The sequence below is a fragment of the Rhodococcus sp. IEGM1339 genome, assembly GCF_050321925.1.
Classification (GTDB): Bacteria; Actinomycetota; Actinomycetes; order Mycobacteriales; family Mycobacteriaceae; genus Rhodococcus; species Rhodococcus pyridinivorans.
In genome coordinates this window covers 16,740-40,524 of the sequence record NZ_JBNQFT010000033.1, presented here as the reverse complement: position 1 = coordinate 40,524, position 23,785 = coordinate 16,740, and the positions used below count along the sequence as shown (strand labels likewise).

Genomic DNA, 23,785 nt, shown 5'->3' with positions numbered 1-23,785 from the left:
TTCGAAACCCTCCGCGCCCACAAAGCCCCCTCACCTTCTGATGCAGGTGAGGGGGCTTTTTCGTGCCCTCCAGATACCGCTGAAAATCGGAGGGGGACAGTTTCCGGACAGTTAGGCCGATAGAGCGCCCCGTCGCGCTCGGTCCAATGCGTCCGCCACGAGGTCGAGGTCTCCGTCGAACAGATCGGCGTAGACGTCGAGTGTCATGGCTGCCGAAGCGTGCCCGAGCATGCGTTGCACGGCCTTGACGTGAGCACCCGCGGAGACTGCCAGCGACGCCGCGGTGTGCCGCAGATCATGGGGGGTCAATTCCGGGATGCCTGTCGCCGCCGCTGCGGTACGGAACCACGACCGCTGGCGTGGTCGGCGCATGAAACCGCCGTCGGTCCCGGGGAACACGAGATCGTGCCGGTCCTTGCCCTCGCACAGTTGGGCCAGGTCGTCGACGAGGAACCGGGGGATGGGGATGGAGCGGTCCTTCGCCGACTTCGTGGTCCCTACCAATACCTGGGAGCCGACCTCGACAGCGTTGCGTGAGACAACAAGCCGTCGACGTAGAAGGTCCAAGTCGGAGACGCGCAAGCCGATCGCTTCGCCCCATCGCAGGCCGCAGTAGGCGAGGGTCAGCACCAGGGCGGATCGGTCGCCGGCGGCGTCGGCCATCGCGGCGACCTGTTCGTGGGTGAGGTAGATCTTCCGTTTGGGGCGTTTGCGGGGCAGGTTCTCGATCTTGCGGGCCTTGTTGGTAACGATCTTCCGATCGCGTACCGCCCGGTCGAGGATGCCGGCGAGCACGGCGTGCGCCCGGATCACGGTCGTAGCCGACGATGGTTTCTTGACGATGATGTCGGGGTCGTTCGGGTCGCGGATCTCGGCGGTCATGTCGGCGATCCACTCTTCGACGTCGCTGATCTCGATCGAGGCGATGGGGGTGTTGCCCCATCGGGGTTCGACGTGGGTGCGCCAGGCGGAGTCCAGGCCGACGTAGGCGGACGGCTTGAGTCGCGATTTCTTCGCGGCGAGCCAGGTCGGGGCGATCTCGGCGACGAGGGTGCGGCCGTCGCGGGGGTCGACGTACTCGCCGTCGGCCTTGCGGACTTCGATTCTCGATGCCCAGTCGCGGGCGGCTTCGACGTTGGTGAATCCGCTTTTGCTGCCTTGGCTGCCGTCCGGTTTCATGTACCGGACCTTGTAGCGGGTGCCCTTTTTCGTGGCGTACGACTTGACGGTAGCCATCAGGCCGGGTGTTCCTTCCAGGTGGTTATTCAGTTGAGGCGGCGGGCGAGCTCGCGTTCGACCCATTGCCGTTCACGTGGGGTGAGAGTGGTCAGCCGGGTTTTGAGGACGTGGAGTCCGACCCAGAGTTCCTCGGCGGTTTCGTCATCGATGCGGCCTTGGCACCACAGCACGGCGTCGACGAGATCCGGTAGAGGGATCATGCGGCGTGCGGTGATCTCCTCGACGACCAGCTCTTCGCGGAGTGCGAAGTGCGGGTGTTTGGGGACCGGGCCTCGTTCGAGGTGGCTCACTTCGTGGGTGAGTGTGGAGCGTCGTTCTCGTTGCCTGGAGTGGCGGTGGAGTTCGATTCCTCGGGAGGTCAGGCGGCCTTGGAGGCCGAGGGGTGTGAGGTCGGCGAAATGGACATCGACGTGCGGGAAGTGTTCTCGTAGATGTCTCCAGGGGTGCCATTTGCGGTGCTGGGACATACCTGGGATTAGAACACCAGTTCGATGTCTTTTCAGGCGAACACGCCGATGTGTGTAGCAGGTTGCTACACGCCGTCTTCTGGGCCGGGTGGGTCGATGCCATCCCAGCGGTCGGCTGCCTCGTCTTCGATGTCCGCTTGGGTTCGGCCTTTGTGGGCTGCGAGGGTGTGGTCGGCGTTGACGAGGAACAGCCCTGTTCCCGCCGAGGGGTCTGAGGGTTTGTCGTCGCGGCCTTCGAGCATCCCGTCGATGACGCGCAGGATCGCGTCTCGTTGGCTGCGTGTAAGGCGCTGGGCTTTGCGCGGCAGGGTGAAGGGTTCGCTGATGGGTTCTCCGCGCAGCTCCCAGGCCTTCTTTACGGGGATGCCGAGTGCGTCCGCGATGAGTTCTGCGGTGCCTTCCTCGACGCCTTCGCCCTTTACGAATCGACTCACCCGGTCGGCATAGATGCCGGCGGCTGCGGCGATCTGACGCATGCTGCGTCCGGCGAACACTTCTTCCCATTGGGGCGGTAGTCCCGCTCGCTTCTTCGTCACGTCTACGAACCCTGCCTGTAGGTGTCGGTGTTGCCCAAGTTTGCGTGTAGACAACGCGTCTACAAAATACCCGGCACAACAGACAACAACCTGGGCGTTCGATGCGCCTACGGATTTCCGACTTGTAGACACGTGGGTCTACATGTTGTACTGTCGCAGACAACGCACAACACAGCGTCTACACTTCGAAAGGACAGCGATGCAGCAGTACGTAGATGGGAGATTTTGGGTGAAGCTCATCAGCTCGAAGGCATTCGCTCAGTACGTCCAGCACCGCGGTTTCACGGCCCGGTCACTGGCTGTTGCCACGGACAAGGAGCTCAAGAGGATGAAGGCGATGCGCGGCGACAAGCCGGCCGGTTGCTCTCGTTCGCTGATCGGGCACCTGATGTCCGGGCACCGGAACACGTGCCTGCCGCACACCGCCCGCGCGATCGAAAGGGTTCTCGACGCCCCTGAAGGCTCTCTTTTCGTGCCTCAAGTGTTGCCCGTTGTTCGCAACACCGCAGCATGATTCCTCGTCCACCGCGTATTCACAGGAGCACAACGTGACCGCAACTCTCACGCGTGAGATCCCCTTGTCCGTCGAGGACACCGCTCGGATGCTCGGCTGGAAAGGCCCCGGCACCCGCACGTCGCCGTCCTACGACACCGTCCTCAAGGCCTGCCAGCGCGGAGAACTGCCCGCCTATCAGCCGGACGGCCCGAACGGGAAGCGCAAGTGCCGCTGGATGATCCTGCCCGCCGACGCCATCGCGTGGCGCATGGGCAAGCGCCCGGGCCGGAAGTCCGCCCGATGAGCGCCGGAACGACCGCGGACTCAGCAACGAAAAAGACCGCCCCGGTGCAAGCGGGACGGCCTGACATCAACCACCTGGAAGGGATCGAAGATGCAGCGACAGCTTAACAGCGACGACTTGCTCGTCGCCATCGAGGGACTCTGCGAGTTCTACAACTGCCCGGAGACCGCGCCGATGCTCACCTCGAGCCAGAACGGATCCCGGCTGGCGAACCTCGCCGTCACCCCGCAGTTCTCCGGCCCGAACGTCTTCTACGGCCCGGCGTCCACCCTGCTGTTCTCCCGCGGTGCCACGTTGCGCCAGACGCTCGAGCGTCTGCACGACGCATTCGTTGCTGCGGCTCCGTCCTTCGAGATGCTGAAGGGGGCGTGAGATGTCGATCCTGACCCGCAAGCTCACCGAACACGAGCTCGCCGCCGTCGAGAACGAGGCCACCCCGGTGGCGCATGAGACGTTCTCGCAGATCTTCTCCGTCGACCGTGGACAGCTCGAGGTCCTCGACCCCTTCTCGGCCACGATCGCCGACGAGGGCGACGAGTACAACGAGCAGGCCGACGCACTGTACGCCGAAGGTGAGCGGTGCGCCGATACCGACGCGGACGCCCCGTCCGACGAGGATGACGACACCCCGCCGAAGCCGATGGGACTCACCCCGGCCGTCGTCGCCTGGATCGCTACGTACGGCGGCACCATCGGCACGCTGATCTACCTCGCCGGCGGTGGACGATGACCATCTTCGTCGACGTCTACACCCCGCCGAAGGGTCCGCACGGTCCCTGCACGTGCGGTGGTAGCACACCCGAGTTTCCGCAGCATGAGGGCTGGTGTGGCCTGCCCGAGCCGGTCGAGTCCGGGTCGTGGTGCTGCGGTTGGACCGACGGCGTGTGCGAGGGCTGCCCCGGCCGGTCGCGGATCTGGGGTGCCCGATGAGCGATCCAACAACACCTGAACTCCGCGCCGCCGAGTTCGCTGGAATCTTCATCTACGGCGCCCCCGTCCTCGGGGAAGAACACCTCATGTCAGGGCCACCCCAGGTATTCGCATCCCGTGACTTCACCCGCGAAGTCCGCGAAGCCCTTGCCCTTACCGACGAGCAAGCCGAGCGCGCCGCCGACTGGATCGCCGACAAGATGGAGCGATTCGGAGCTCTCACGGCTCGACCGGTCTTCGACCTTGAAGGCGTCGGGCCGCAGTGCTCATGGTGCTCGATGGTTTGGCCCCTGTGTGGGCATGACCAATCGACCGGAGTGCCCACGACTCAAGGCCGGGACGGTGGGTCATGAGCGGCCCGGAGCGGTACATCGCCGAGTCTGCGATCTTCGGGGATACCAACCTCGTCGACTGGACCATCGCACCGGCCATGCGCACGGTCGCGGCCAACGCCAAGAGCGTCGAGGAGGCGCGAGGCTTGCTCGAGATGCTCGGCCTGATCGAACCTCGGCCGAAGTCCGACGCCGAGCCGGTGGTCGCCTGCAAGCGGCGCTGCGCGAGCTGCAACCGACCCGGCCGGCATTCGAGCGAGTCGCTGCGGAAGTGGCCCGGGACTGTGGCGATCGTCGGCCGTGGGATGTGCCGCGCCTGCTACGACGTCGTGCTCAAGGAAGAGAAGAGGGCACGCGATGACGTGGCGTGACTGCACCTGCGCCCGCACCGTCTTCGGGCACGAATACGACTGCGCGGCCCTGTTCGCCGACGACAGCGCCGACTACCACGCCGAGCTGCTGCTCGACACAGACCGAGAGGACGCCGAGCTGTGAAGCCGGAGAAGTTGACCCAGGCGGATGTGCTGCGCCGCGCCCGGCAGCTGCACCTGAAGTTCCGCATCAAGCACGACGAGGACCTCGGCGCGTGGGTGGTGCTGGCGACGTCGAGCAATGTCGCCGAGCTGATCCGCGTCGGGAAGGCCGACACCTACGAGAAGGCCCAGGCGTTCGTCGACGAGAAGAACCGGCAGCTGCAGTCCTTGCTGCCCGGAATCGTGAAGCAGGTCCAGGACGAGGAGTTCCCAGGATGAGTGACATCGACACCACGGTCCGCAATCTGGCGGCCATCGCAGCAGCGAAGAAGCTGATCGCCGAAGCGGAAGCCCGCGAAAAGGCCACGTTCGAGAAACTGGTCGGAGTGGGGCGAGTGAACGCCTACACCGACCAGCGCGAGAAGCTCGGTTACGTCGTCACGCCGGAGTCGAAGCCGAAGCCGGTCGTCACGATCACCGACGAGGCACAGGTGTTCCCCTGGCTTGTCGAGGAGTTCGGTCCCGACGTCATCGAGGAGCGCGTAGTCCTCACCGACCAGGGCCGCGCATCACTCGAGGCGTACGCCCTGGAGGCACACAAGACCGCCGGTTCGGAGGACTACTTCGATCTCCCCGGAGTCTCGGTGTCGGTGACGCCGGCGCGGACTCTCTCGCCGAAGTTCATGCCCGAGAAGAACGTCGTCGAGCTGGTACGCGGCATGGCACAGCGGGGCGCACTTGACCTCTCGGAGGTCCTGGCGCTCGAAGGCGGTGAATCCTGATGGCCGCTCTCAGCTTCGCTCCCGCGACCAAGGAAGCGGCCAAGGCCCGCATCGCACTCGTCGGTCCGTCCGGGGCCGGCAAGACCTACACGGCTCTTGCGATGGCGACAGCCCTGTCCGACCGGGTCGCCGTCATCGACACCGAGCGAGGCTCCGCGTCGAAGTACGTGGGCCTCAACGGCTGGGCGTTCGACACCGTCCAGCCCGACACGTACAGCCCGCGCTCGCTCGTGGAGCTGCTCGGAGTCGCAGCCGGCGCCAGTTATGGCGTCGTCGTTATTGACTCTCTCTCGCATTACTGGGAGGGCGCCGAGGGGATGCTCGAGCAGGTCGACCGCAAGTCCGGCGCGAACAAGTTCACGTCGGGCTGGAAGGAGATGCGTCCCGAGGAACGCAAGATGATCGACGCGATCATCGCCTACCCCGGGCATGTCATTGTCACCCTTCGCACGAAGACCGAGTACGTGATCGTCGAGAACGACCGAGGCAAGAAAGAGCCGCAGAAGGTCGGCTTGAAGCCGATTCAGCGTGACGGGATCGAGTACGAGTTCGACCTCATCGGCGAGCTCGACGTGCAGAACACGATGCGCGTCACGAAGTCCCGTATCCACACACTGACCAACGCCGTGATTCCCCTGCCGGGCGAGGAGTTGGCCCGGCGGATCGACGAGTGGCTCTCCGACGGCGTGCAGGTGCCGACAGCGGCCGAGTACCGCAAGCGGGCCTTGGATCTCGCCGGTGACAAGACGGGCCTCCTCGAGCTGTACGGCGAGGTGAAGAAGCACCGGATGCTCGGCGCTCCGACGACCGACTCGGAAGGACGCCCGGGCGTTCTCGGTGAGCTGATCACGCACCTCGGCTCACAGGCTGCCGCGAAGCTCACCGCGGTCCCGAACGCCGACGCCTGAAAGACCCGCCAGGGGTGGTGTGTCGACGGAGTCCTGATCCGGCGCACCGGATGTGCGCACCACGCCACCCCTGGCGCACCTACCCGACACCACCTGGAAAGGAACGGCTCGATGCGAAAGAGCCCCAACCCGGCCCACATGAGCCTCGAAGAGGTCGCCGACGCGATCGGACGACGGCCGGACACGATCAAGAAGTACCGGATGAATCCGAACTGCCATCCGTTCTTCCGCAAGGCGTTCAAGACGGGCACCGGCCGGAACTCGCCGCTGCGCTGGTGGCGGCAGGATGTCGACGAGTACCTGCGCGCCGAGACCGGGCGTGGAATCGGAGGTGCGGCGTGATGCTCTCCCGGGATGAACTCGCCGACCTGATCGCCGATCGGCTGATGCCGGCCGCGGCGGAGCTGGTGATGGGGCCGGCCATCGAGCTGGCGAACGCGATCCTCCATCGCTACGCGGTGGTGAAGCTGCCGGAGTCCAGTCACATCGACGAGCACGGTGTGTCGTGGAACAGCGCGGACGGGCGTCCGTTGGCGACGGTGGCGAACGATGACGTGTGGGTGGGGGACGACATCCTCGATGCCGATGCGGCGGAGGAGGAGGGTCTCGCTTTGTTGGCGGCTGCTCGTGCTGCCCGCGCGTTCCAGGTGAGGCTTCCGTGAGCGCCGAGAAGGTGTGCGGAGTCGACGTGTTCACTCTCGCGCTGCCGTACACGTCGCCGCCGTTGTCGATGAACGACCGGAAGCACTACATGGCCCGGGCTCGTCTCACGCGGCAGATCCGGTCCACCACAGCGTGGCTCGCGAAGCAGCAGAAGGTCCCGACGGGTCTCGCGCGGGCCGCGGTGTGCCTGCACTACCGGCCGCGGGACAACCGCCGGCGCGATTCGGACAACCTGATGCCGGTGCTCAAGGCCGCGTGTGACGGCCTCGTCGATCACGGGCTGGTGTCGGACGACACCCCGCAGTTCATGACCAAGGCGATGCCTGTCATCCATCCCGCCGAGAAGGGCTCCGAAGGCTCTCTCTGGCTCACCATTTCGATCGGAGATTCCCAGTGACCAACCCAGTTCCCGTGACCCTGTTCGCGAAGACCACCGGCTGCCAGCAGTGTGTGTGGCGACGAAGAAGCACCTCGACCGGCAGGGCACGCCCTACGAGATCCGCTACGTCGACGACGACCAGGCTGCCGCCGACGCGGTGCGCCTGCTCGGCTACCAGGCCGTCCCGGTCGTCGTGGCCGGTGCATGCACTGGTCCGGCTTCCGGCCGGACAAGCTGAACGCGCTCGGGCGGCTGCACACGGTCGCCGCGGACATCGCCGCGCTCGATGCCGCGGCGGAGGCGTACCTCGCCGAGGAATCCGAATCGAGTGCGGCATGAAGACGCTCGTGACCATCGTCGGCATCGGCACGCTGTGCACCGCTGGGTGGCTGACCGTGGCCGCCATCGTGTGCGACATGGCCGGCACCGCACTCATCCACCTCGGAGAAGACTGATGACCACGAACGAACGCGCCAAGCGGAACCTCGCCGAGTTCAAGGAGATCTTCATCGCCCCCGGCGGTACCCGGCCGCTCATGTCCGAGCCTCCACGCTTCCGAGCATCGCGATCGTTCACCCGTGAGGTGCGCGACGAGCTTGGGCTCGATGAGGCCCAGGCTGAACATGCCGCCGACTGGATCGCCGACAAGATGGAACGCTACGCCGCACTGCACTCCCGGCCCGTGTTCGACATGGACGGCAACGGCCCGCAGTGCTCGTTCTGCTCGATGCCTTGGCCGTTCTGCGGGCACCACCACTTGTCCGGAGAACTCAGCGAAGAGGAGGGCGAGTCGTGACGACCACGGATAAGGCGGTGCTCGCCACGGTCCTGCCGTTCACCATCCTCGCCGGGATCATCCTCGGCCGGTTCCTGTTCGTCGCGGCGTGCCTGGTCCTGTACCGGGCGCGCCGCCGGCGCGAGGCCGTGTCATGACCGCGGCGGCGCTCATCCCGTACACCGCGGCGATGATCCTCGACGCGATAGCGCGTAAGCACTCCGACTGCGCGCTCGTTCGGGAAGTGCTGGTAACAGACCCCGATGCCGATCGTTTCGCATCGGCGGACGCCTGGGTCGCGGCAGGTAGGCCCGGCCGGATGCCGCAGTTCGAGCCGACGGCGCGTCGCATAGACGGGCTGCTGTTCGACGGTGGGCAGTCCCGTACCGCGATCGAGGTGAAGATCAGTCGCTCCGACTATCTACGCGAGACGGACGCGAAGCGCCGCGTATGGCGGGCGATTACCAACCGTTTCGTCTACGCCACGCCCGCAGGTCTTCTCCGCCCGGACGAGATCCCTGACGGCTGCGGACTGTGGGAGGTCGACGACGCAGGCCGCGTGACCATCGTCAAGCGCGCCAAGTCGAATCGGAATCCAGAGCCAGTCCCGCACCAGGTTCTTGTGGCGCTCGCGTATCGACTCAAACGAAAGGGGACGTCATGACCGCCGCCGAGGTGGGCGGCTGGGGTGACCCTGGTGCTGATCCGCCGCACGAGTGGGAGCGCACCCGCACGAGGCTCGAGGAGGCCGAGTGCGCGCTCGCTGGGCTGGTGTCCGAGAACAACGAGCTGCGGGCGATCGTCCGCCGGGTGCGGGAGTACGGGCAGCATCTGCACTTGATGGCCGAGGAGCCGACGACGGGGGTGTATCTCGCCAACACGTACGGCGGGATCGCGACGGCGCTCGAGCGGGCGATCGGGGATGTGCAGTGACGACCATCGGATCTCTCTTCTCGGGATACGGGGGTCTCGACCTGGCCGCACTGCAGCTTGTTCCCGGGTCGCGGGTTGTGTGGCACTGCGAGTGGGAGAAGGCGCCGTCCCGCATCCTCGATCACCACTGGCCCGGCGTGCCGAACCTGCACGACGTGACCCAGGTCGACTGGACTCAAGTCGAACCCGTCGACGTTCTTACGGGCGGATACCCCTGCCAGCCGTTCAGTGCTGCCGGCCGACGACAAGGAACCGAAGATGAACGACACCTCTGGCCGTATGTGCGGGAAGCAATTCGCCACCTACGACCACGATTCACGCTCCTGGAAAATGTGGCCGGCCACCGGTCTCTGGGGTTCGATCGAGTTCTCGGAGACTTGGCCGAGGACGGGTTCGATGCGGAGTGGACGAGTATTCGAGCGTCCGACATTGGTGCCCCACATCACCGCGAACGGCTGTTCATCCTTGTCCATGCTGCCGACCCCGGTAGCCCAGCCGTCGGGGAACTCCCCGGAAGCGCATCTTCGGAAGAAGCCTGGGAGGACGCAAGTTACAGACTTGGCGATCCTGGTGGAGAACGGTCTGATCGCGACTGGCGGGAGGGTTCTCCCGACGCCCCGAACGACGGACGCGGGGAATTCGATGACTGCGCCGTCGGCGATGCGTCATGTAGCGCAGGGGTTCGGCTCGCTTCCGGAGGTGATCGGCGCGAAGTTGCTGCCCACGCCCAAGACAAGCGATGCAGTACGAGGGGACTGCCAGAGCGAGAGGAGTCGGCGGTCTCCCAGCCTGATCTCGATCGCAGGGTTGATTGGGGTGCCTACGCTGCCGCTGTTCGACGTTGGGAACGCCTAACCCGACAGGCGCCGGCGCCTACGGAGCTGAATCGGAATGGGAAGCCGCGACTGTCGGCTGCTTTCGCGGAATGGATGATGGGCCTTCCTGCGGGGTGGGTGACTGATCCGAGTATTGGGATTACCCGCGCCGAGCAACTCAAGGCCATCGGTAATGGTGTGTGCCCTCAGCAGGCCGCAGCCGCGTTCTCCGGCCTCTTCCAGCAGGTGGCTCCGTGACCACCGAGTGCCCGGTGTGTCGTCGCCAGGTGCATGCGTCCGAGTACACGGGCCGGGTGCGCCGGCACGACGACACCGCCAACCGAATTTGCCCGATGTCCGGGCACACCATCCCCATCGACCAGCTCGAAAGGAAGGCCGCCTGATGGCCCGAAGTCACGGCCGGATCGACTTCACGATCTGGAACAACCGAGAGTTCCGCGCGCTCTCCGAGAGAGCGCAGCGCACGTACATGATGCTGTTCGGTCAGAAGGACGTGAACAACGCCGGCGTGCTGCCCCTGATGGAATCCAGGTGGGCGAAGTACAGCGAGTCGACGACCGTCGAGGACGTTCGCGATGGTCTACGCCAGCTGGAGGATGCCCGCTTCGTGTTCGTCGACGACGACACGGAGGAGCTGCTGATCCGTTCGTTCATTCGTGGCGACGGTGTTATCAAGCAGCCGAACGTGTTCAAGAACGCCCTCAAATGTGCCGAGCTGGTGGATTCTCCGAAGCTGCGGAAGGTGCTTGCTGGGGAGCTTCGGGGGCTTCGTCGGAGGGATGCGGGGGAGGTCGCGGACCGTCTGGATCCGAACCCTTCCGAAACCCTTCCTGATGCCGTCTCGAACCCTTCCGAAACCCTTCGCGAACCCTTGAACCCTTCCGGAAGGGTTCGCGAACCCCGCGGGGTAGGGGTAGGGGAAGAGGAAAGCTCTTGTTCTGCAGATGGAGATTTGGGAGGTCGCGGGCGCGCGCACGCGTACACACGCGAGGCCAGCGAACCCACCCCCCACTGCTCTCGGCATCCCGGAGGGACTGGCGCGCCGTGCCGCGCCTGCGGCGACGCCCGGAAGGCTCGCGCCGAGTGGGAGGCGGGACAGGCGCTTGCGGCAGCGCGTGCCCGTTCGGAGGCGGCTCGTGTGGCGGCCCAGGATCGCCGTGCCGCGATCGATGCGTGCTCCGTGTGCGACGGGGATGGCTACATCGGCACGGACCTGTGTACGCACGCTCAGGCCTCGGCGTCGCGGCCGTCGTTGAAGGCGCTGTTCGATCAGGCGCAGGCCGAGAAAAAACCGCCGAAGGCGGGTGTTGTGTCGTTGTCCACAACGGGCAACACTCGGCTATAGTCGACTTCCGACCACAAAAAAATTGCCCCGCCAGCGCTGGAACGCTGCGGGGCACGAACACCGAGGAGATATCTCGATGTCACTTCCAGAGGTTACCGGACGCGGGGGAACATCCCCATTCGACGCGATCCGACAGACCCGCCCCGACGGATCCGAGTTCTGGGCCGCGCGCGACCTCTGCCAGGTCGTCGAATACGAAACCTGGCGCAACTTCGCAGCCGCCATCGACCGCGCGAAGCTCTCACTACAGAACTCCGGCGAGGCCGTGACCAGCCACGTTGTCGGCGCCGACAAGCTGGTGCAGCGACCCCAGGGCGGCACAGTCCGACAAGAGGACTTCGAACTGTCCCGATTCGGCGCCTACCTGGTCGTCATGAACGGCGACCCCCGCAAGCCCGCCATCGCCTCCGCGCAGGCGTACTTCGCGATCCGCACCCGGCAGGCCGAGGTCGTCGAAGCCAAGCTCACCAGCACGCTGGACGTCTCCAAGCGGCAAATGGAACTCATGCAGCTCGCTCAGGGACTCATCGACCCTCGCCACCTCGAAGCGAAGGCCCGGCTCGTCCTGGCCCGCGCACTTGGTGAAGCACCGGAGCTCGACCCCGCGACGACACCGCTCTACGCGCAGACCTACCTCGAAGAGCGCGGACTGTCACGCGATGAGATCAAGTCCGTCTCGCCCGTGTTCGGGAAGCGCCTCAAGGCGATGTACCAGCTCGAGCACGGCGAGGACCCGAAGCAGTACCCCCTCGAAACGAAGTCGGGACAGATCCGCCAGGTCAACGCCTACACCGAAGCCGACCGCGACCTGTTCGACCGCGTCTGGGCGAAGTACTACGGCGGTGCCGCATGAGCGAGCACAGGTTCCCCGTCCTGGACTTCGACCGCTTCGATGACCCGGAACTGGGCGGTAGCCGCGACGTCATCGACGAGAAGTGGATCGAGCCCGCAGTCGACGAGACCGGCGAGTGGATCACCATGCCCGTCCGAACCGCATTCGACGCCGGCGGCCCGCGATTCGAGATCGGCCCGTACTCGCTCACCGAGTCGGATATCGCGACGTTGCACAACGCCCTTCTGACGCACATTCGTACCTTCCCGGGCGGATTCCGGCGCACGAGTGGGGGTGCGGTATGAGCATCCGAAACGAACTCGCCCAGGAGTTCTTACGCGCCGAGAAAGAGATCGCGATCTACGGACTCGTGGACTGGGGCAACCAATCCGAGAACCAACGGGACGCCTACCGCGCCGGTATCCGGGCCGTCCTCGCGAAGCTCGACGAGGTCACCCGATGACCCGGCCACTCGACGGACCGGTCCGCGGCGCCGTCTTCACGTTCCCGTCCGCACTCCTGATCTGGGCGCTCCTCATCGGCGGGTTGGCACTCATACTCGCCGCCACCTGAGACCCCGGCCCCGTGCACAGCTTCCCGCGCACGGGGCCGGACCCATCCCCACCACCGCGAGAAAGGACACCCCGGATGCCCGCCGCCTACACCGACATCGACGACGCCAACGCCCGAATCGACGCCCTCGAACACGAACTCGGCCAAACCGCCGAAGCCGCCCGCCAGGCACACAAGGCCAACGAGAAGCTGCGGGCCGAACTGATGGAGGTGCGGATGACGGCGCAGGCGGACCCGAGCATGTATCGGCCGTCGCCGGAGCGTGGCACCTACGCGGCCCCGGCAGGTGGGCAGTGACCAGCCGACACGACCTCGTCGACCTCATCCTCATGGCACTCGACGACCCACGGGCGACGTCCATCGAGCACGTATCGGCAACGGCGGGGCGACGCGCACGTGTCGAGAATGGCATCGACGCGATCCTCGACCGCTACGCCGTCGTCGAGCTTCCTGAGCCGGACATCGCGGAAGGGCTGCATCCGGAATGGAGCTACGACGACAGCCATCGGAGCCGCCGCGTCGGGCTCATGTCGGGGTCTGGTCACGAGATCGCGGTCGGCTCCGGGCAGTTCCACACGGTCGAGACCGCGCGAGCGCTCGCGGCAGCCCTCCTCGCAGCAGCAGATCGAGCGGAGGCGCGACGATGAACGGCTACCTCACCAAGGCCGAACTCACCAAGCTCGACGCCATCCTCAAGACCGTGCCCTGGCTCGCCCACAGGCTCGACGAAACCATCCTCCGGCAGGACCGCATCGGCGGCGCCCCCATTCCGTCTCTCGGCGGCAACGACAGCACCGAACAACCCCTCCCGTACAACGCCCACGCATCCGCCGTCCGCGACCAGCTCCGCAATGCCCTCGTCACCTGGGCGCGCCACATGCTCGAGCAGCGCGCCATGACCTACACCGGCGACGACACCACCGCCGGCATCTCCCGCTGGCTCCGCACCAACATCGACGCCCTCGCCCTCACCGAAGGCTCCGCAGAAGCGTTGCCCGACATCGACGCCGCCGTCCGCCCCGTCTGGCGCGTCATCGACCGCCCCGACGAACGCATCCGGGCCGTCACCGAACGCGACATGGAAGAAGCCCGCCGAGCCCTGCTCACCACCCGAGGTATCGCCGCTCTCGCACGCGAACTCGGTGCCGACTTCGCTCGCCTCACCCAGGACCGTGTCGAATCCCTGCACCGCGCAGGCCACATCGCCCCGGTGTGCGCCCCGAACGCCTTCGGGCACCTGTACCTGGTGGGGGATGTGCTCGATGCTCACCAGCGCGTGAAGACCCGTCGACGCGAGAAGGTGGCAGCGTGAACCATCAAATTGGCCGCACTGGAAAATGCGCCCACTGCGGGGAGCGAATATCGATTGTCCAATCAGCGTTTTTCGAAGCAGATGACGATCTCAACCCGATCCCGGGGACTACGAGGCTGAGCGATCCGTACTGGATTCACGACGGAGGTAGGAAGTTTTGCCAGATGACAGCCGCAGAGCCGCTGTAGCGCCACCAGATGCATCGGGGTGCTGCGGGATGACACGAAATGCATCCAGATGATGCTCTTATCCGGTAGGTCCTGTTAGGCTGACGCCGTCGGCGCGAGGAATCCCCACGGGGACTTCGCGCTTCGTCGTTTCCAGACACCCCAGTCGTCCATCCTCGAGTGCCGACCCCTCGCGCCGCTCGGATGGACCCGCCCCGCGTCCGGTTTCGCTACCTGGGAGCGCGGGGCGTCAACTTCCGAAGGAGGCAACCGTGAACGGTAGACACATCGGCACACGTTTACCTCCGATCCTGCGCGCGCACGTTGTGGCTCATGGCTGCGTGGACCGATGAGGAGAGCGACCGGCTCCGCGAGCTGCACGCCGATGGGCGGTCGCTGCATTCGATCGCTGAGGAGTTGGGGCGGTCGAAGCGAACGATCTCGGTGTGGGCCGGCAAGCTCGGGTTGAGTTTCGATCGGTCGGCGACGGCGAAGGCTGCGCAGGCGAAGCACGTCGACAACAAGGCTCGGCGGGTTGCGCTCGAGGAGAGGTTGCTCGAGGAGGCCGCGAAGGTTGTCGATCAGATGTGGAAGCCGACGATCGTCTTCAACTTCGGCGGCAAGGACAACACGTACGAAGAGCGTGAACTCGATCGTCCGACGTTCGGGAATCAGAAGGACATCATGCAGACCGCGGCGATTGCGCTGCGCGAGGCGAACAAGCTGCACGAGTTGAACTCGGGTGCGGACGCGGCCGGCGCGAAGTCCACGCTCGCTCAGATGCACGACGTCCTCGTCGATCTGGCTGCTGGTGTCAGCGCTGAGGACATCGCCTCCCTTGAACCACCGGAGAAATAGCCCGTGACCGTCGAGGTGCTCGACCCCATCGACCGACTGCCCATCTCCCGCAAACAAGCCCTCTCCGTCGGACTCGCCCAGGCCGATGCAGCCAAGTCGCAGATGAACCTGTGGGAAGGCGCCGTCCGCTCCGGCAAGACCGTCGGCTCACTGTTCGCCTACATGATGAAAATGGCGAAAGGCACAGGGGAAGGCGAAGCGGTCATCATCGGCCGCACGAGAGACACCGCCTACCGCAACCTCATCAGCCCACTGCAGAACGTCACCATGTTCGGCGACTGGGCCTCACAAGTGAAGTACAACCGCGGCGCCCCAACGGCCGAGATCCTGGGCCGCACAGTGCACGTCCTCGGCTCCTCCGATGTGCGCTCCGAAGGAATCATCCGCGGCATGACCATCGAAATCTCGTACTGCGACGAGATCACCCTGATGGCCGAAGAGTTCGTCAACCAGCTCATGGCCCGCCACTCCGTCGACAACGCATGGATGGGAGCAACCACCAACCCCGACGGGCCACGCCACTTCCTCAAGAAGGACTACATCGACCGCAGGCACGAACGCGGACACCGAGTGTTCCACTTCGAGCTGGAAGACAACCGCCGCTACCTGCCCGACGGGTACATCGAGAACCTCTCGCAGCAGTACAAGGGGCTGTGGCACGACAGGTTCATTCGCGGCCTGTGGACCATGGCGGACGGTGTCATCTATCCGATGTTCGACCCCAAGGTGCACGTCGTCGACACCCTGCCCACCATGCAGCGGGTCCTCGCCATCGGCATCGACGACGGCGTCAACCACCCCGCCGCCGGCATCCTGCTGGGTCTCGGCAACGATAACCGTCTGTACGCCATGGCCGAGTTCGCACCACCCGCCGGCACACCCGCCGACCGAACCCGACTGCTGCGACGCTTCGAGACCGAACACGGCACACCCGACTACCACTTCGTCGACCCCTCAGCAGCCGCCCTCAAGATCCAGCTCAACCGCGAAGGGTTCGTCAACGTCGCCAACGCGGCGAACAGCCACAAGAACATCGGCGTCGTCGCATCCCTGTTCTCCACACAACAGCTGTTGATCCACTCGAGCTGCACGAACCTGCTCAACGAGATTCCCGGCTACGTGTGGGACGCCAAAGCCGTCAAACGCGGCGAAGACCAGCCGGTCAAAGAGAACGACGACTTCTGCGACGCCCTGCGCTATGCGGTCGCCACATCCCAGTTCATGTGGCGCCACGCACTACCCACCCTGCACATTCCTCAGACACTCGAAAGTGAGGCAGCCGCGTGAGCAGCATCCGACCCGGCGTGGCATGGCCGCCCAAAGACATGGCGCCACTGTTCGCCCGAGTCGCCGAATGCCGCGTCCAATGGGAAGGCGCACCCGACCGCCTCGAGGACTTCTACGCGCAGCACCCCAACGGCAGCAACCCCGGCCGCATCCGGGCCGCCTGGAACGCCCTCTGGGGAAAGCCCATCCAGGCCGGACAGGACACCCCCGAACGGCTCCACGCACCCATTCCTGCCGACGTTGCCAGCCTGTCCGCGACCGCCCTGTTCGCCAAGCCGCCCACCATCCTCGCCACCCCCGAAGCGGGGGAGCAGGTGCAGGAGCGCATCGACGACATGTTCAACGCGCCGCGCTTCCACTCCGACCTGTACGCCGCCGGCGAATCCGCCTCCGCCCTCGGAGGCGTGTACGGGCGTGTCGTCCGTGACCGCAAGGTGCAGGACGATCCGTGGATCGAATGGGTCGACGTCGACCGCGCCATCCCCGACTGGCATCGAGGACGGTTGCGCGCCGTCACATTCTTCACCGAACTCGACGGCAGCGACTCACAGGACGTGTGGCGGCACCTCGAACGGTACGAGCGGGGCCGGGTCGTGCACGAGCTGTACCGCGGCACCAGCGGCAGCCTCGGGCGCCCCATGCCCCTCAACGAGCATCCGGCCACCGCCGGCCTCGATGTGAACCTCGCCGCCGACGGCGCATCCTTCGTCGACGTAGGGATCGATGAACTGCTCGTCGAATACGTGCCGAACAAGATCCCCAACCCGGAATGGTCCGCAGACCCCGCCCTGCGCAACATGGGCGCCTCCGACTGCGGAGCCCCAGACCTCGTGCCGCTGTACCACAGCATCGACAGCGTCTGGTCCTCCCTGATGCGCGACGTACGCCTCGGCAAGACCCGAGTGTTCGCCTCTGCCGACGTGCTGCAGCATGGCGGCGCCGGCACCGGACTGACGTTCAACGAGGATCAGGAGATCTTCACCCGCGTCGGCACCGGCATCGGTAAGGAAGGCGCTGCGGAGTCGATCTTCGAGTTCCACCAGCCCGAGATCCGTGTGCTCCAGCACGACCAGGTCGGCGAAATGCTGCTGCGTGAGGTGCTGCGCAAGACCGGCTACAGCCCCATGTCCTTCGGGCTGTCCGATCAGGTCGCGCAGACGGCGACGGAAGCGTCGGGCAAGAAGGAATCGACGGTCACCACGACCGAGGGCAAGGCCCGCCACTTCGGCGTGGCGTTGCAGCATCTGACGACGGCGTGCGCTCGCCTCGCCGGGGTGAGCCTGGTCGACCCCCTCGATATCGATTGGCCTCCGTTCGCTCAGGAGTCGGGTCTGGCGCGTGCGCAGACGGTACAGGCGTGGGAGACCGCGCGGGCCGCATCGACGCGCACCAAGGTTCGTTACCTGCACCAGGACTGGACGGAGGAGCAGGTCGACGAGGAGGCCGCTCTGATCGAGGCCGCGGGCGCGGTGGAGACGCCGGTGTTCGGTGGCGACGCACCGCCGTTCGGTGGTCAACCTGCCGGCGACGAGCAGCCCGAGGAGGAGCGGGAGACCAAGGAGACGACCGAGGAGGAGTAGTGGCGGCCGAACTTCCACCCGGCTTCAAGCTGAAAGTCCTGTACACCGGCAAGGTCGACGGACGTAGATGCGGGCTAGTAGGACTCATGAAGCCGAGGCGGTTCTGGCGCGGCTACAAGGCGGTAGCTCAGACCTCCACCGACGGCACCGAGCCGGACGGCGCCATCATCGAGCGCCTTCTCCGCGAGTACCGAGGCGAATCCAACTGGATCTGAGGAGGTGTAGCAGGTGGCACTCAACCCCGAAGACGCCCGCAACATCCCCGACGAACTCATCGCCCTCTACACAGCCGCCGAACTCGAACTCCTCACCGCCATGGCCCACGCCATCGCCAAGGGAATCGACACCGACGACTGGCTCACCATCCAAACCGAGCAGCAGCTCCTGTTCCGGCGGCACGCCGAACAACTCGCACGCCGACTGCAGAAACGAATGCCGCGGCTGCTCGAACAGGCCGTGCAGAACGCGGCCGAACTCGGTGAGGAGGCAGCCGATGCCGACGCCGACGAACCCGAGACGGACCGCACGCCGACGGCTACCGCGGTCGGCGCTGCTGGCGCGGTCGGGGCGCCAGCAGCACGCCGGCGCAACGCTGCCCGCACCGTCGCGCAGACGCAGCAGGCATGGACAACCCTGGCCCGAGCCACCCAAGCCCTCCCCGCGAACGCAGGAGCCCTGTACTCGCAGGTGGTGACGGAGGTTCAGGTCCGCAACCGCGAGATACCGCGCGCGGGCAGACCGACGGGCGGGATCCTCGGCGCACCGACAGCGACCGGAACGAGGCTCGATGCCGCGCAGCAGGCCCTCGACATCCTCACCAAGCGCGGCATCACCGGCTTCCGGGACAACCGGGGCCGCAACTGGTCACTGACCACCTACGTCGAGATGCTCTCTCGCACCGTAGTGAACGAGGCGATGCGCGAGGCCCACATCGAACGGGCACTCGAGCACGGCCACACGCTCATGGTGGTGTCGTCGCACTCGAAGCCGGCACCGCAGTGTCAGCCGTTCGAAGGGCAGGTACTCAGCTTGGACGGCAGTACGGGCACGGTCACGCTCGTGGACGCGACCACCGGACGGCCGATCCGCGTGCGCATCAAAGCCACGATGGACGAGGCCATCTCGAAAGGCTTCCGGCATCCGAACTGCGGACACGCCCTCAGCCGGTTCGTGCCGGGCGCATCCCGGACGTTCAAGACCGAGCCAGACCCCGAGGGCTACGCCGCCACCCAGAAGCAGCGAGCGATGGAACGCGCCATCCGCGACACGAAGCAGCGTGCCGCCGTCGCCATCACCCCGCAAGCCAAACGCGAGGCGAACGCCCGCCTCGGAGCGCAACGTGAAGCCATCCAGCAGCACGTCGATCAGCACGGCCTCGCCCGCCGGCCGCGCCGCGAGCAGATCAGCCGCGCTCGCTAGCCGGAGCTGCAGTTCGGGCAGGCATCGACCGTGTCAACGAAGCAGGAAATCCGCTTCACGCCGCGGGCCTCCTGCTCAGGGTTCGACCAGAACCCGTCGCATGTCCGACAGAAGACCACTTCCAGTTCCTCCGTGCCGCGCACCGTACGTGCCGGACCTGACACTTCCGCCCCTGGGCGGACACCCCGACACCGCGACGGTGCTCGGGGCGAACACGCAGCGCGACGCTGCACACCCACAAGGAGCCCACCAATGCGCCGCACCACCGCACTCGCCCAGATCCTCGGATCCGGACACGGAATCGACCCCTTCGCCACCACGGGCCGCTGGCCCAACCGAATGCACCCCCGCCGCGACGGCGAGGGACACGACGGCGGCGACGGCGGAAACACCGGCCAGGGTGACACCAGCGGAGGCGCAGACAACGAAGGCGACGGCAAGCCCGACGCCGACGGCGGTGACGACGAGAAGCTCGGCGAAGGCGGCAAGAAAGCCCTCGAACGCGAACGCGCCGCCCGCAAGGAACTCGAGAAGAAGCTCGCCGAACGCGACAAGGCTGACGAGAAAGCCCGACTCGCCAAGCTCGACGAGAAGCAACGAGCCGAAGCCGAACGCGACAAGGCCGCAGAAGAAGCCGAGAAGGCCCGCGCCGAACTCGCCGTCGAACGCGCCGCACGCAAGCACGGCATCACCGACGACAAGGACCTCGAACTCCTCGCCGGCGTCCCCGCCGACAAGGTCGAGGCCCTTGCAAAACGACTCGCCGCAGCGTCCAAAGGCAAGGACTTCGGAAGCGAAGCCGGAGGAGGCCGCAGCAACAGCTACGAAACCGACCCCCGCAAGCTCGCCGAAGCCGCAGCCCAACGCCGCGGCACCTTCTACTAGGAGACAGCCACCATGGCAAACACCATCCTCAAGGCCGCGCAGATCGTCGCGTCCGGCCTCGGCGTCCTCGAACGCGAGATCGTGCTTCCGCGCCTGATCGCCTCCGACGCCAACGTCTACTTCTCGCAGCGCTCCCCGGCCAACGACACCGTGTCGCTGCGCATCGCCGGACGCACCGTCGCCCGCGACTACGGATGGCGCAACGACCGCTCGACCGCCATCCAGGTCGACGACCTCAACGAGTTCAAGGTCGACGTGAAGCTCGATACGCACATCTACAACGCGATCGGCCTCACCGACGAAGAGCTCACCCTCGACATCGAGGACTTCACCAACCAGGTCCTGCTCCCGCAGACCCGCGCTGTGGCCGAACGCCTCGAGGGGAAGATCGCCGACAAGATCTCCGGCGCGGCCTACCCGACCGGCTCGGTCATCGACATCGCCACCTCGGGAGGGTTCTACAACGCTCTCGTCGACGGCCGGAAGGTCCTCAACGACAACAACGTGCCCGTCGCCGGCCGCGTGTGCCTCGTCGGCACCGGCGTCGAGCAGGTCGTCCTCAAGGATGACCAGTTCAAGAAGTTCGACCAGGCAGGCGACCAGAGCGCCCTCCGCGATGCAACCATCGGCCGCGTCGCGGGATTCACCGTCGTCACCTCGAACAGCATCCCCGAGGACGAGGCGTACGTCTTCCACCCCTCGGCATTCCAGGCCGTCTACCGCGCCCCGCAGGTGCCGCGCGGTGTCGCCTTCGGCGAGGCGCAGTCCTACGCCGGCCTCGCGATGCGGTGGATCCAGGACTACGACTCCGACCACCTGCGCGACCGCTCCGTGCTGTCGACGTTCTTCGGCATCTCCGTGGTGACCGATCCGGACGACTACACCGACGCCGCTTCCCCGACGTCGCTCAAGCGCGCCGTGAAGCTGACCCTGGACGCGACCCCGTGAGCGGGCGCGTAGAGGTGCCCCGGTTTACGAAGGGCGAGCCGGGATTCACCGCGAAGCTCAACCAGCTCGCCGACGCGGTCCGTCAGCTCCAGGACGCCATGCTCGAGCTCGGCGGCAACCCTGACGTCGGCGACGAGGCCACCGGCGACGCGTTCGATCCGTCCAAGCACGACGTCGACGAGGTGAACGACTACCTCGCCACCGTCGAAGACAGCGACGAGCTGAACCGCGTCCTCGAAGCAGAGAAGGCAGGCAAGGCCCGCAAGGGCATCCTGTCCCGCTGAGCCGGTGACGGTGCACCGCGCGTGCACCGTCACCACCAGGAGGCCACCGTGCTGATCTACGCCAACGACAGCGACTACTACGCCTGGGCCAAGCGTCCCGCCCCAGACAACGTGGACGCCCTCCTCCGGGAAGCATCCATCCTCGTTGCCGATGCCTGCCTCGCCGACCGCTACGACACCACCGATGCGGGGATGCCCACTGATACGAAGCTGCGTGACGCGATGCGCGATGCAACGTGCGCACAGGCAGAGCATTGGGCAGCCGCCGGCACCGACCCCCTCAAGGGGCCGGGCGGGCAGGACCCGCGCATGACGGTGTCCGCGATCGACGGGGCGTCAGTCAGCTACGACACGTATCTGACGGCTCCGGACCGGTTGAACTCGGTGAAGTCGCTGGCTCCGAATGCGCTGCGGATCCTGCGGTTCGCTGGGCTCGCATCGAACATGGTGCGGTCATGGTGAGTGATCCGCTGGCGGCGTGGTGGGCGTGGCCGGTGATGGTGGCCCGCAAGGTCGGCGATGGTCCATACAACCCGGAGTACGCCGATCCGGTGCGGGTCATGGGCAAGGTCACCGCGAAGCGCAAGAAGGTGCTCGCACCGGACGGCTCCGAGGTGATTTCCGAAGCTCGCGTCTCCATGCCGGCAACTACGCCGCTCATCCCACCGGGATCGCTGGTAACCCTCCCGCCGGAGTTCGGTGGCCGTGAATGCGAGGTGCTCGCCGAGCAGCTGCACCACGACGGCCTGGGCCGTACGCCGAACTTCTACTCGATCGACCTCACCTAGGAGGTGTCGTGTCCCTGAACTTCAACCTGGCGGCCATTCGCGCCGCAGCACAGCGGGGCCTCGACGACGCCGCCGAGGTCGTCAAGCAGGAGTCCATCGAGCGGACGCCGAAGGAAACCGGGGCGCTGCGCAACGACTGCTCCACGGCGTCCGGTGACGGTGAGGCGGCGGTGTTCTACTCGCTGCCGTACGCCGCTCGCCAGCATGAGGAGTTGGGCTACCAGCACGAGCACGGTCAGGCGAAGTTCCTCGAGAACGCCTGCATCGCCAAGCGGCAGGTGGTCGGGCAGGTTATCGCCCAGGCGATCAGGAGCGCACTGTGACCGATCTGTGTAAGCACCTCGTTCGGGAGTGCACCAACGCGATCGACGAGTACGAGATCGGCGGCAATGGGTTCCGGCTTCGGGAATGGACCTGCACTCACTGCGGGGTGATCGAGTACGACACCGTCGAACTCCCGGCGAAACGGATGGTCGCCTCATGACCACCGCCCGCGCGCCCGCCACCACCGCAGTCGAGGCAGCCCTCGCCGAGCACCTCGCCGCACTCGGCCTCGCCCGCTACACACCGAACGGCGTCTACACCGGCACCGGGCCACCCGCGGTCTTCTTCGGCGCGATGCCGGACAAGCCCGACGACGCCCTCGTCATCAACACCTACAACGACGACCGCAGCCGCGACGACCACAACCCCGACATCTACATCCAGATCCGGGGCCGACGCGCCGGCCGCGACCCGAGAGCCGTCGACGACCTCATGGACTCGCTGTTCGACGCGCTCCACGACGCCACCCACCAGCAGTGGGGGAGCGTCCGTGTCCTGCTCTGCCGCCGCACCGTCCGCGCCCCGCGCGACCCCGATGCGAACGGCAGATGGACCAGACCCGACAGCTACGTCATCACCCTCAATCCGTCCTAGGAGGACGACACCATGACTACCCCCACCCCGGTTGCAGCACCCCCGAACAGCTCCTCGCTCGCGACCGCACTGGCCCGCGACTGGGTCCTGCGCGTCCGCGAAGTCGGCGACGCCGACGGCGACTGGCTGTTCGTCCGTGGCCTGTCCTCGGTCTCCCCGATCTTCGAAGGTGCCGCCCAGGACGCCTCCGACATCGACGGCGAAGGCTTCGGCGCCCAGGTCGTCACCGGCCTCAACTGGCGCGTCGAAGGCTCCGGCAAGCGCAAGGGCGAGAACACCACCGGCTTCATCGACGACCCCGGACAGAACCTGCTGCGCCGCAAGGGCCGCCGCACCGGCATCGACAACATGGTCGAGTTCCAGATCTACCGGCGCGACGAACTGCCCGACGCCTACCAGGGGCAGGGCCCGGTGATCTGGACGGACACCGCAGCCGGCGACCCCAACGCCCTGCAGGAGTTCTCCTTCCAGCTGATCGGCAACGGCAAGCCGGAAGAGATCACCAAGCCCGCCCCGGCGACCCCTTAGTCGGCCCG

43 protein-coding genes are annotated in these 23,785 nt (G+C 66.2%); 40 read left to right on the top strand and 3 right to left on the bottom strand.

What is annotated here, in order from left to right:
• Positions 1-111 precede the first annotated feature (111 nt).
• The 3 genes from ACQR3U_RS21960 to ACQR3U_RS21950 form a co-directional block, all read right to left on the bottom strand.
• The gene (locus ACQR3U_RS21960) at positions 112-1,236 is read right to left on the bottom strand and encodes a tyrosine-type recombinase/integrase (protein ID WP_230810187.1); all 1,125 of its coding nucleotides are present in this window, start codon (positions 1,234-1,236) and stop codon (positions 112-114) included.
• A gap of 29 nt (positions 1,237-1,265) precedes the next feature.
• Complete coding sequence (locus ACQR3U_RS21955; RefSeq protein WP_230810188.1) at positions 1,266-1,529, bottom strand: hypothetical protein; 264 nt, start codon at positions 1,527-1,529, stop codon at positions 1,266-1,268.
• A gap of 242 nt (positions 1,530-1,771) precedes the next feature.
• Positions 1,772-2,242, bottom strand: a complete 471-nt coding sequence (locus tag ACQR3U_RS21950; RefSeq protein WP_230810189.1) for a hypothetical protein — start codon at positions 2,240-2,242, stop codon at positions 1,772-1,774.
• 199 nt (positions 2,243-2,441) lie between these two features.
• Between ACQR3U_RS21950 and ACQR3U_RS21945 the strand changes: the two genes are divergently transcribed.
• The 40 genes from ACQR3U_RS21945 to ACQR3U_RS21750 all read left to right on the top strand — a co-directional run bounded on the left by ACQR3U_RS21945 (position 2,442) and on the right by ACQR3U_RS21750 (position 23,777).
• Positions 2,442-2,756, top strand: coding sequence for a hypothetical protein (locus tag ACQR3U_RS21945; RefSeq protein ID WP_121209097.1), 315 nt, complete (start codon positions 2,442-2,444; stop codon positions 2,754-2,756).
• Positions 2,757-2,790: 34 nt separating this feature from the next.
• Positions 2,791-3,042 (top strand): hypothetical protein, encoded by a 252-nt coding sequence (locus ACQR3U_RS21940; protein WP_230810190.1) that lies wholly within the window; start codon positions 2,791-2,793, stop codon positions 3,040-3,042.
• 90 nt (positions 3,043-3,132) lie between these two features.
• A complete protein-coding gene (locus tag ACQR3U_RS21935; RefSeq protein ID WP_230810191.1) occupies positions 3,133-3,414 on the top strand; it encodes a hypothetical protein in 282 nt (93 codons plus the stop codon).
• Between the two features lies 1 nt (position 3,415).
• The gene (locus tag ACQR3U_RS21930; RefSeq protein ID WP_230810192.1) at positions 3,416-3,772 is read left to right on the top strand and encodes a hypothetical protein; all 357 of its coding nucleotides are present in this window, start codon (positions 3,416-3,418) and stop codon (positions 3,770-3,772) included.
• Positions 3,773-4,321: 549 nt separating this feature from the next.
• Complete coding sequence (locus ACQR3U_RS21925; protein WP_033097123.1) at positions 4,322-4,675, top strand: hypothetical protein; 354 nt, start codon at positions 4,322-4,324, stop codon at positions 4,673-4,675.
• A complete protein-coding gene (locus ACQR3U_RS21920) occupies positions 4,662-4,799 on the top strand; it encodes a hypothetical protein (protein WP_230810193.1) in 138 nt (45 codons plus the stop codon). Before ACQR3U_RS21925 ends, ACQR3U_RS21920 begins: the two co-directional genes overlap by 14 nt.
• The gene (locus ACQR3U_RS21915; RefSeq protein WP_230810194.1) at positions 4,796-5,056 is read left to right on the top strand and encodes a hypothetical protein; all 261 of its coding nucleotides are present in this window, start codon (positions 4,796-4,798) and stop codon (positions 5,054-5,056) included. The genes ACQR3U_RS21920 and ACQR3U_RS21915 overlap by 4 nt, the downstream gene beginning before the upstream one ends.
• Positions 5,053-5,559, top strand: a complete 507-nt coding sequence (locus tag ACQR3U_RS21910) for a hypothetical protein (protein ID WP_230810195.1) — start codon at positions 5,053-5,055, stop codon at positions 5,557-5,559. Before ACQR3U_RS21915 ends, ACQR3U_RS21910 begins: the two co-directional genes overlap by 4 nt.
• On the top strand, positions 5,559-6,467 hold the full coding sequence (locus ACQR3U_RS21905) for an ATP-binding protein (RefSeq protein ID WP_230810196.1): 909 nt from the start codon (positions 5,559-5,561) through the stop codon (positions 6,465-6,467). Before ACQR3U_RS21910 ends, ACQR3U_RS21905 begins: the two co-directional genes overlap by 1 nt.
• A 111-nt stretch (positions 6,468-6,578) precedes the next feature.
• Positions 6,579-6,809: a hypothetical protein gene (locus ACQR3U_RS21900; protein WP_230810197.1), complete on the top strand. Its 231-nt coding sequence runs from the start codon at positions 6,579-6,581 to the stop codon at positions 6,807-6,809.
• Complete coding sequence (locus tag ACQR3U_RS21895) at positions 6,809-7,129, top strand: hypothetical protein (RefSeq protein ID WP_230810198.1); 321 nt, start codon at positions 6,809-6,811, stop codon at positions 7,127-7,129. The genes ACQR3U_RS21900 and ACQR3U_RS21895 overlap by 1 nt, the downstream gene beginning before the upstream one ends.
• A complete protein-coding gene (locus ACQR3U_RS21890; protein ID WP_230810199.1) occupies positions 7,126-7,527 on the top strand; it encodes a hypothetical protein in 402 nt (133 codons plus the stop codon). Before ACQR3U_RS21895 ends, ACQR3U_RS21890 begins: the two co-directional genes overlap by 4 nt.
• Positions 7,528-7,582: 55 nt before the next feature.
• Positions 7,583-7,747, top strand: a complete 165-nt coding sequence (locus ACQR3U_RS21885) for a glutaredoxin domain-containing protein (protein ID WP_308251505.1) — start codon at positions 7,583-7,585, stop codon at positions 7,745-7,747.
• A gap of 216 nt (positions 7,748-7,963) precedes the next feature.
• The gene (locus ACQR3U_RS21880) at positions 7,964-8,305 is read left to right on the top strand and encodes a hypothetical protein (protein ID WP_230810200.1); all 342 of its coding nucleotides are present in this window, start codon (positions 7,964-7,966) and stop codon (positions 8,303-8,305) included.
• Entirely contained in the window at positions 8,302-8,442 is a 141-nt protein-coding gene (locus tag ACQR3U_RS21875; protein WP_230810201.1) for a hypothetical protein, read from the top strand. Before ACQR3U_RS21880 ends, ACQR3U_RS21875 begins: the two co-directional genes overlap by 4 nt.
• 32 nt (positions 8,443-8,474) lie before the next feature.
• Positions 8,475-8,948, top strand: coding sequence for a hypothetical protein (locus ACQR3U_RS21870; protein ID WP_230810202.1), 474 nt, complete (start codon positions 8,475-8,477; stop codon positions 8,946-8,948).
• Entirely contained in the window at positions 8,945-9,217 is a 273-nt protein-coding gene (locus tag ACQR3U_RS21865) for a hypothetical protein (RefSeq protein ID WP_230810203.1), read from the top strand. Before ACQR3U_RS21870 ends, ACQR3U_RS21865 begins: the two co-directional genes overlap by 4 nt.
• The gene (locus ACQR3U_RS21860; protein WP_372477553.1) at positions 9,214-10,290 is read left to right on the top strand and encodes a DNA cytosine methyltransferase; all 1,077 of its coding nucleotides are present in this window, start codon (positions 9,214-9,216) and stop codon (positions 10,288-10,290) included. The genes ACQR3U_RS21865 and ACQR3U_RS21860 overlap by 4 nt, the downstream gene beginning before the upstream one ends.
• Positions 10,287-10,436, top strand: a complete 150-nt coding sequence (locus ACQR3U_RS21855) for a hypothetical protein (protein ID WP_230810204.1) — start codon at positions 10,287-10,289, stop codon at positions 10,434-10,436. Before ACQR3U_RS21860 ends, ACQR3U_RS21855 begins: the two co-directional genes overlap by 4 nt.
• Positions 10,436-11,398, top strand: a complete 963-nt coding sequence (locus ACQR3U_RS21850) for a hypothetical protein (RefSeq protein WP_230810205.1) — start codon at positions 10,436-10,438, stop codon at positions 11,396-11,398. The genes ACQR3U_RS21855 and ACQR3U_RS21850 overlap by 1 nt, the downstream gene beginning before the upstream one ends.
• Positions 11,399-11,474: 76 nt before the next feature.
• Positions 11,475-12,251 carry a BRO family protein gene (locus ACQR3U_RS21845; RefSeq protein WP_230810206.1) on the top strand — a complete coding sequence of 259 codons (777 nt, stop codon included), beginning with the start codon at positions 11,475-11,477 and terminating at the stop codon, positions 12,249-12,251.
• Positions 12,248-12,535, top strand: coding sequence for a hypothetical protein (locus ACQR3U_RS21840; protein WP_230810207.1), 288 nt, complete (start codon positions 12,248-12,250; stop codon positions 12,533-12,535). The genes ACQR3U_RS21845 and ACQR3U_RS21840 overlap by 4 nt, the downstream gene beginning before the upstream one ends.
• Positions 12,532-12,693, top strand: a complete 162-nt coding sequence (locus ACQR3U_RS21835) for a hypothetical protein (RefSeq protein ID WP_230810208.1) — start codon at positions 12,532-12,534, stop codon at positions 12,691-12,693. The genes ACQR3U_RS21840 and ACQR3U_RS21835 overlap by 4 nt, the downstream gene beginning before the upstream one ends.
• 185 nt (positions 12,694-12,878) lie before the next feature.
• Positions 12,879-13,100 carry a hypothetical protein gene (locus tag ACQR3U_RS21830; RefSeq protein ID WP_230810209.1) on the top strand — a complete coding sequence of 74 codons (222 nt, stop codon included), beginning with the start codon at positions 12,879-12,881 and terminating at the stop codon, positions 13,098-13,100.
• Positions 13,097-13,450 (top strand): hypothetical protein, encoded by a 354-nt coding sequence (locus ACQR3U_RS21825; RefSeq protein WP_230810210.1) that lies wholly within the window; start codon positions 13,097-13,099, stop codon positions 13,448-13,450. Before ACQR3U_RS21830 ends, ACQR3U_RS21825 begins: the two co-directional genes overlap by 4 nt.
• Positions 13,447-14,115 (top strand): hypothetical protein, encoded by a 669-nt coding sequence (locus ACQR3U_RS21820; protein WP_230810211.1) that lies wholly within the window; start codon positions 13,447-13,449, stop codon positions 14,113-14,115. The genes ACQR3U_RS21825 and ACQR3U_RS21820 overlap by 4 nt, the downstream gene beginning before the upstream one ends.
• A gap of 500 nt (positions 14,116-14,615) precedes the next feature.
• Positions 14,616-15,140 (top strand): GcrA family cell cycle regulator, encoded by a 525-nt coding sequence (locus tag ACQR3U_RS21815; RefSeq protein WP_230810212.1) that lies wholly within the window; start codon positions 14,616-14,618, stop codon positions 15,138-15,140.
• A gap of 3 nt (positions 15,141-15,143) precedes the next feature.
• On the top strand, positions 15,144-16,427 hold the full coding sequence (locus ACQR3U_RS21810; RefSeq protein WP_230810213.1) for a terminase large subunit domain-containing protein: 1,284 nt from the start codon (positions 15,144-15,146) through the stop codon (positions 16,425-16,427).
• Entirely contained in the window at positions 16,424-18,007 is a 1,584-nt protein-coding gene (locus ACQR3U_RS21805) for a phage portal protein (protein ID WP_230810214.1), read from the top strand. Before ACQR3U_RS21810 ends, ACQR3U_RS21805 begins: the two co-directional genes overlap by 4 nt.
• The gene (locus ACQR3U_RS21800) at positions 18,007-18,222 is read left to right on the top strand and encodes a hypothetical protein (protein ID WP_230810215.1); all 216 of its coding nucleotides are present in this window, start codon (positions 18,007-18,009) and stop codon (positions 18,220-18,222) included. Before ACQR3U_RS21805 ends, ACQR3U_RS21800 begins: the two co-directional genes overlap by 1 nt.
• 13 nt (positions 18,223-18,235) lie before the next feature.
• On the top strand, positions 18,236-19,426 hold the full coding sequence (locus ACQR3U_RS21795) for a phage minor capsid protein (RefSeq protein WP_230810216.1): 1,191 nt from the start codon (positions 18,236-18,238) through the stop codon (positions 19,424-19,426).
• A gap of 252 nt (positions 19,427-19,678) precedes the next feature.
• Positions 19,679-20,311: a hypothetical protein gene (locus ACQR3U_RS21790; RefSeq protein ID WP_230810217.1), complete on the top strand. Its 633-nt coding sequence runs from the start codon at positions 19,679-19,681 to the stop codon at positions 20,309-20,311.
• Between the two features lie 12 nt (positions 20,312-20,323).
• Positions 20,324-21,259 carry a P22 phage major capsid protein family protein gene (locus ACQR3U_RS21785; RefSeq protein ID WP_230810218.1) on the top strand — a complete coding sequence of 312 codons (936 nt, stop codon included), beginning with the start codon at positions 20,324-20,326 and terminating at the stop codon, positions 21,257-21,259.
• Complete coding sequence (locus ACQR3U_RS21780; RefSeq protein ID WP_230810219.1) at positions 21,256-21,543, top strand: hypothetical protein; 288 nt, start codon at positions 21,256-21,258, stop codon at positions 21,541-21,543. The genes ACQR3U_RS21785 and ACQR3U_RS21780 overlap by 4 nt, the downstream gene beginning before the upstream one ends.
• Before the next feature lie 48 nt (positions 21,544-21,591).
• A complete protein-coding gene (locus ACQR3U_RS21775; RefSeq protein WP_230810220.1) occupies positions 21,592-22,005 on the top strand; it encodes a hypothetical protein in 414 nt (137 codons plus the stop codon).
• On the top strand, positions 21,999-22,331 hold the full coding sequence (locus ACQR3U_RS21770; RefSeq protein ID WP_230810221.1) for a hypothetical protein: 333 nt from the start codon (positions 21,999-22,001) through the stop codon (positions 22,329-22,331). Before ACQR3U_RS21775 ends, ACQR3U_RS21770 begins: the two co-directional genes overlap by 7 nt.
• Positions 22,332-22,339: 8 nt before the next feature.
• Positions 22,340-22,654 (top strand): minor capsid protein, encoded by a 315-nt coding sequence (locus ACQR3U_RS21765; protein ID WP_230810222.1) that lies wholly within the window; start codon positions 22,340-22,342, stop codon positions 22,652-22,654.
• Entirely contained in the window at positions 22,651-22,815 is a 165-nt protein-coding gene (locus ACQR3U_RS21760; protein WP_230810223.1) for a hypothetical protein, read from the top strand. The genes ACQR3U_RS21765 and ACQR3U_RS21760 overlap by 4 nt, the downstream gene beginning before the upstream one ends.
• Positions 22,812-23,249 (top strand): minor capsid protein, encoded by a 438-nt coding sequence (locus tag ACQR3U_RS21755; RefSeq protein WP_230810224.1) that lies wholly within the window; start codon positions 22,812-22,814, stop codon positions 23,247-23,249. Before ACQR3U_RS21760 ends, ACQR3U_RS21755 begins: the two co-directional genes overlap by 4 nt.
• A gap of 12 nt (positions 23,250-23,261) precedes the next feature.
• The gene (locus ACQR3U_RS21750) at positions 23,262-23,777 is read left to right on the top strand and encodes a phage tail tube protein (RefSeq protein ID WP_230810225.1); all 516 of its coding nucleotides are present in this window, start codon (positions 23,262-23,264) and stop codon (positions 23,775-23,777) included.
• Positions 23,778-23,785 lie beyond the last annotated feature (8 nt).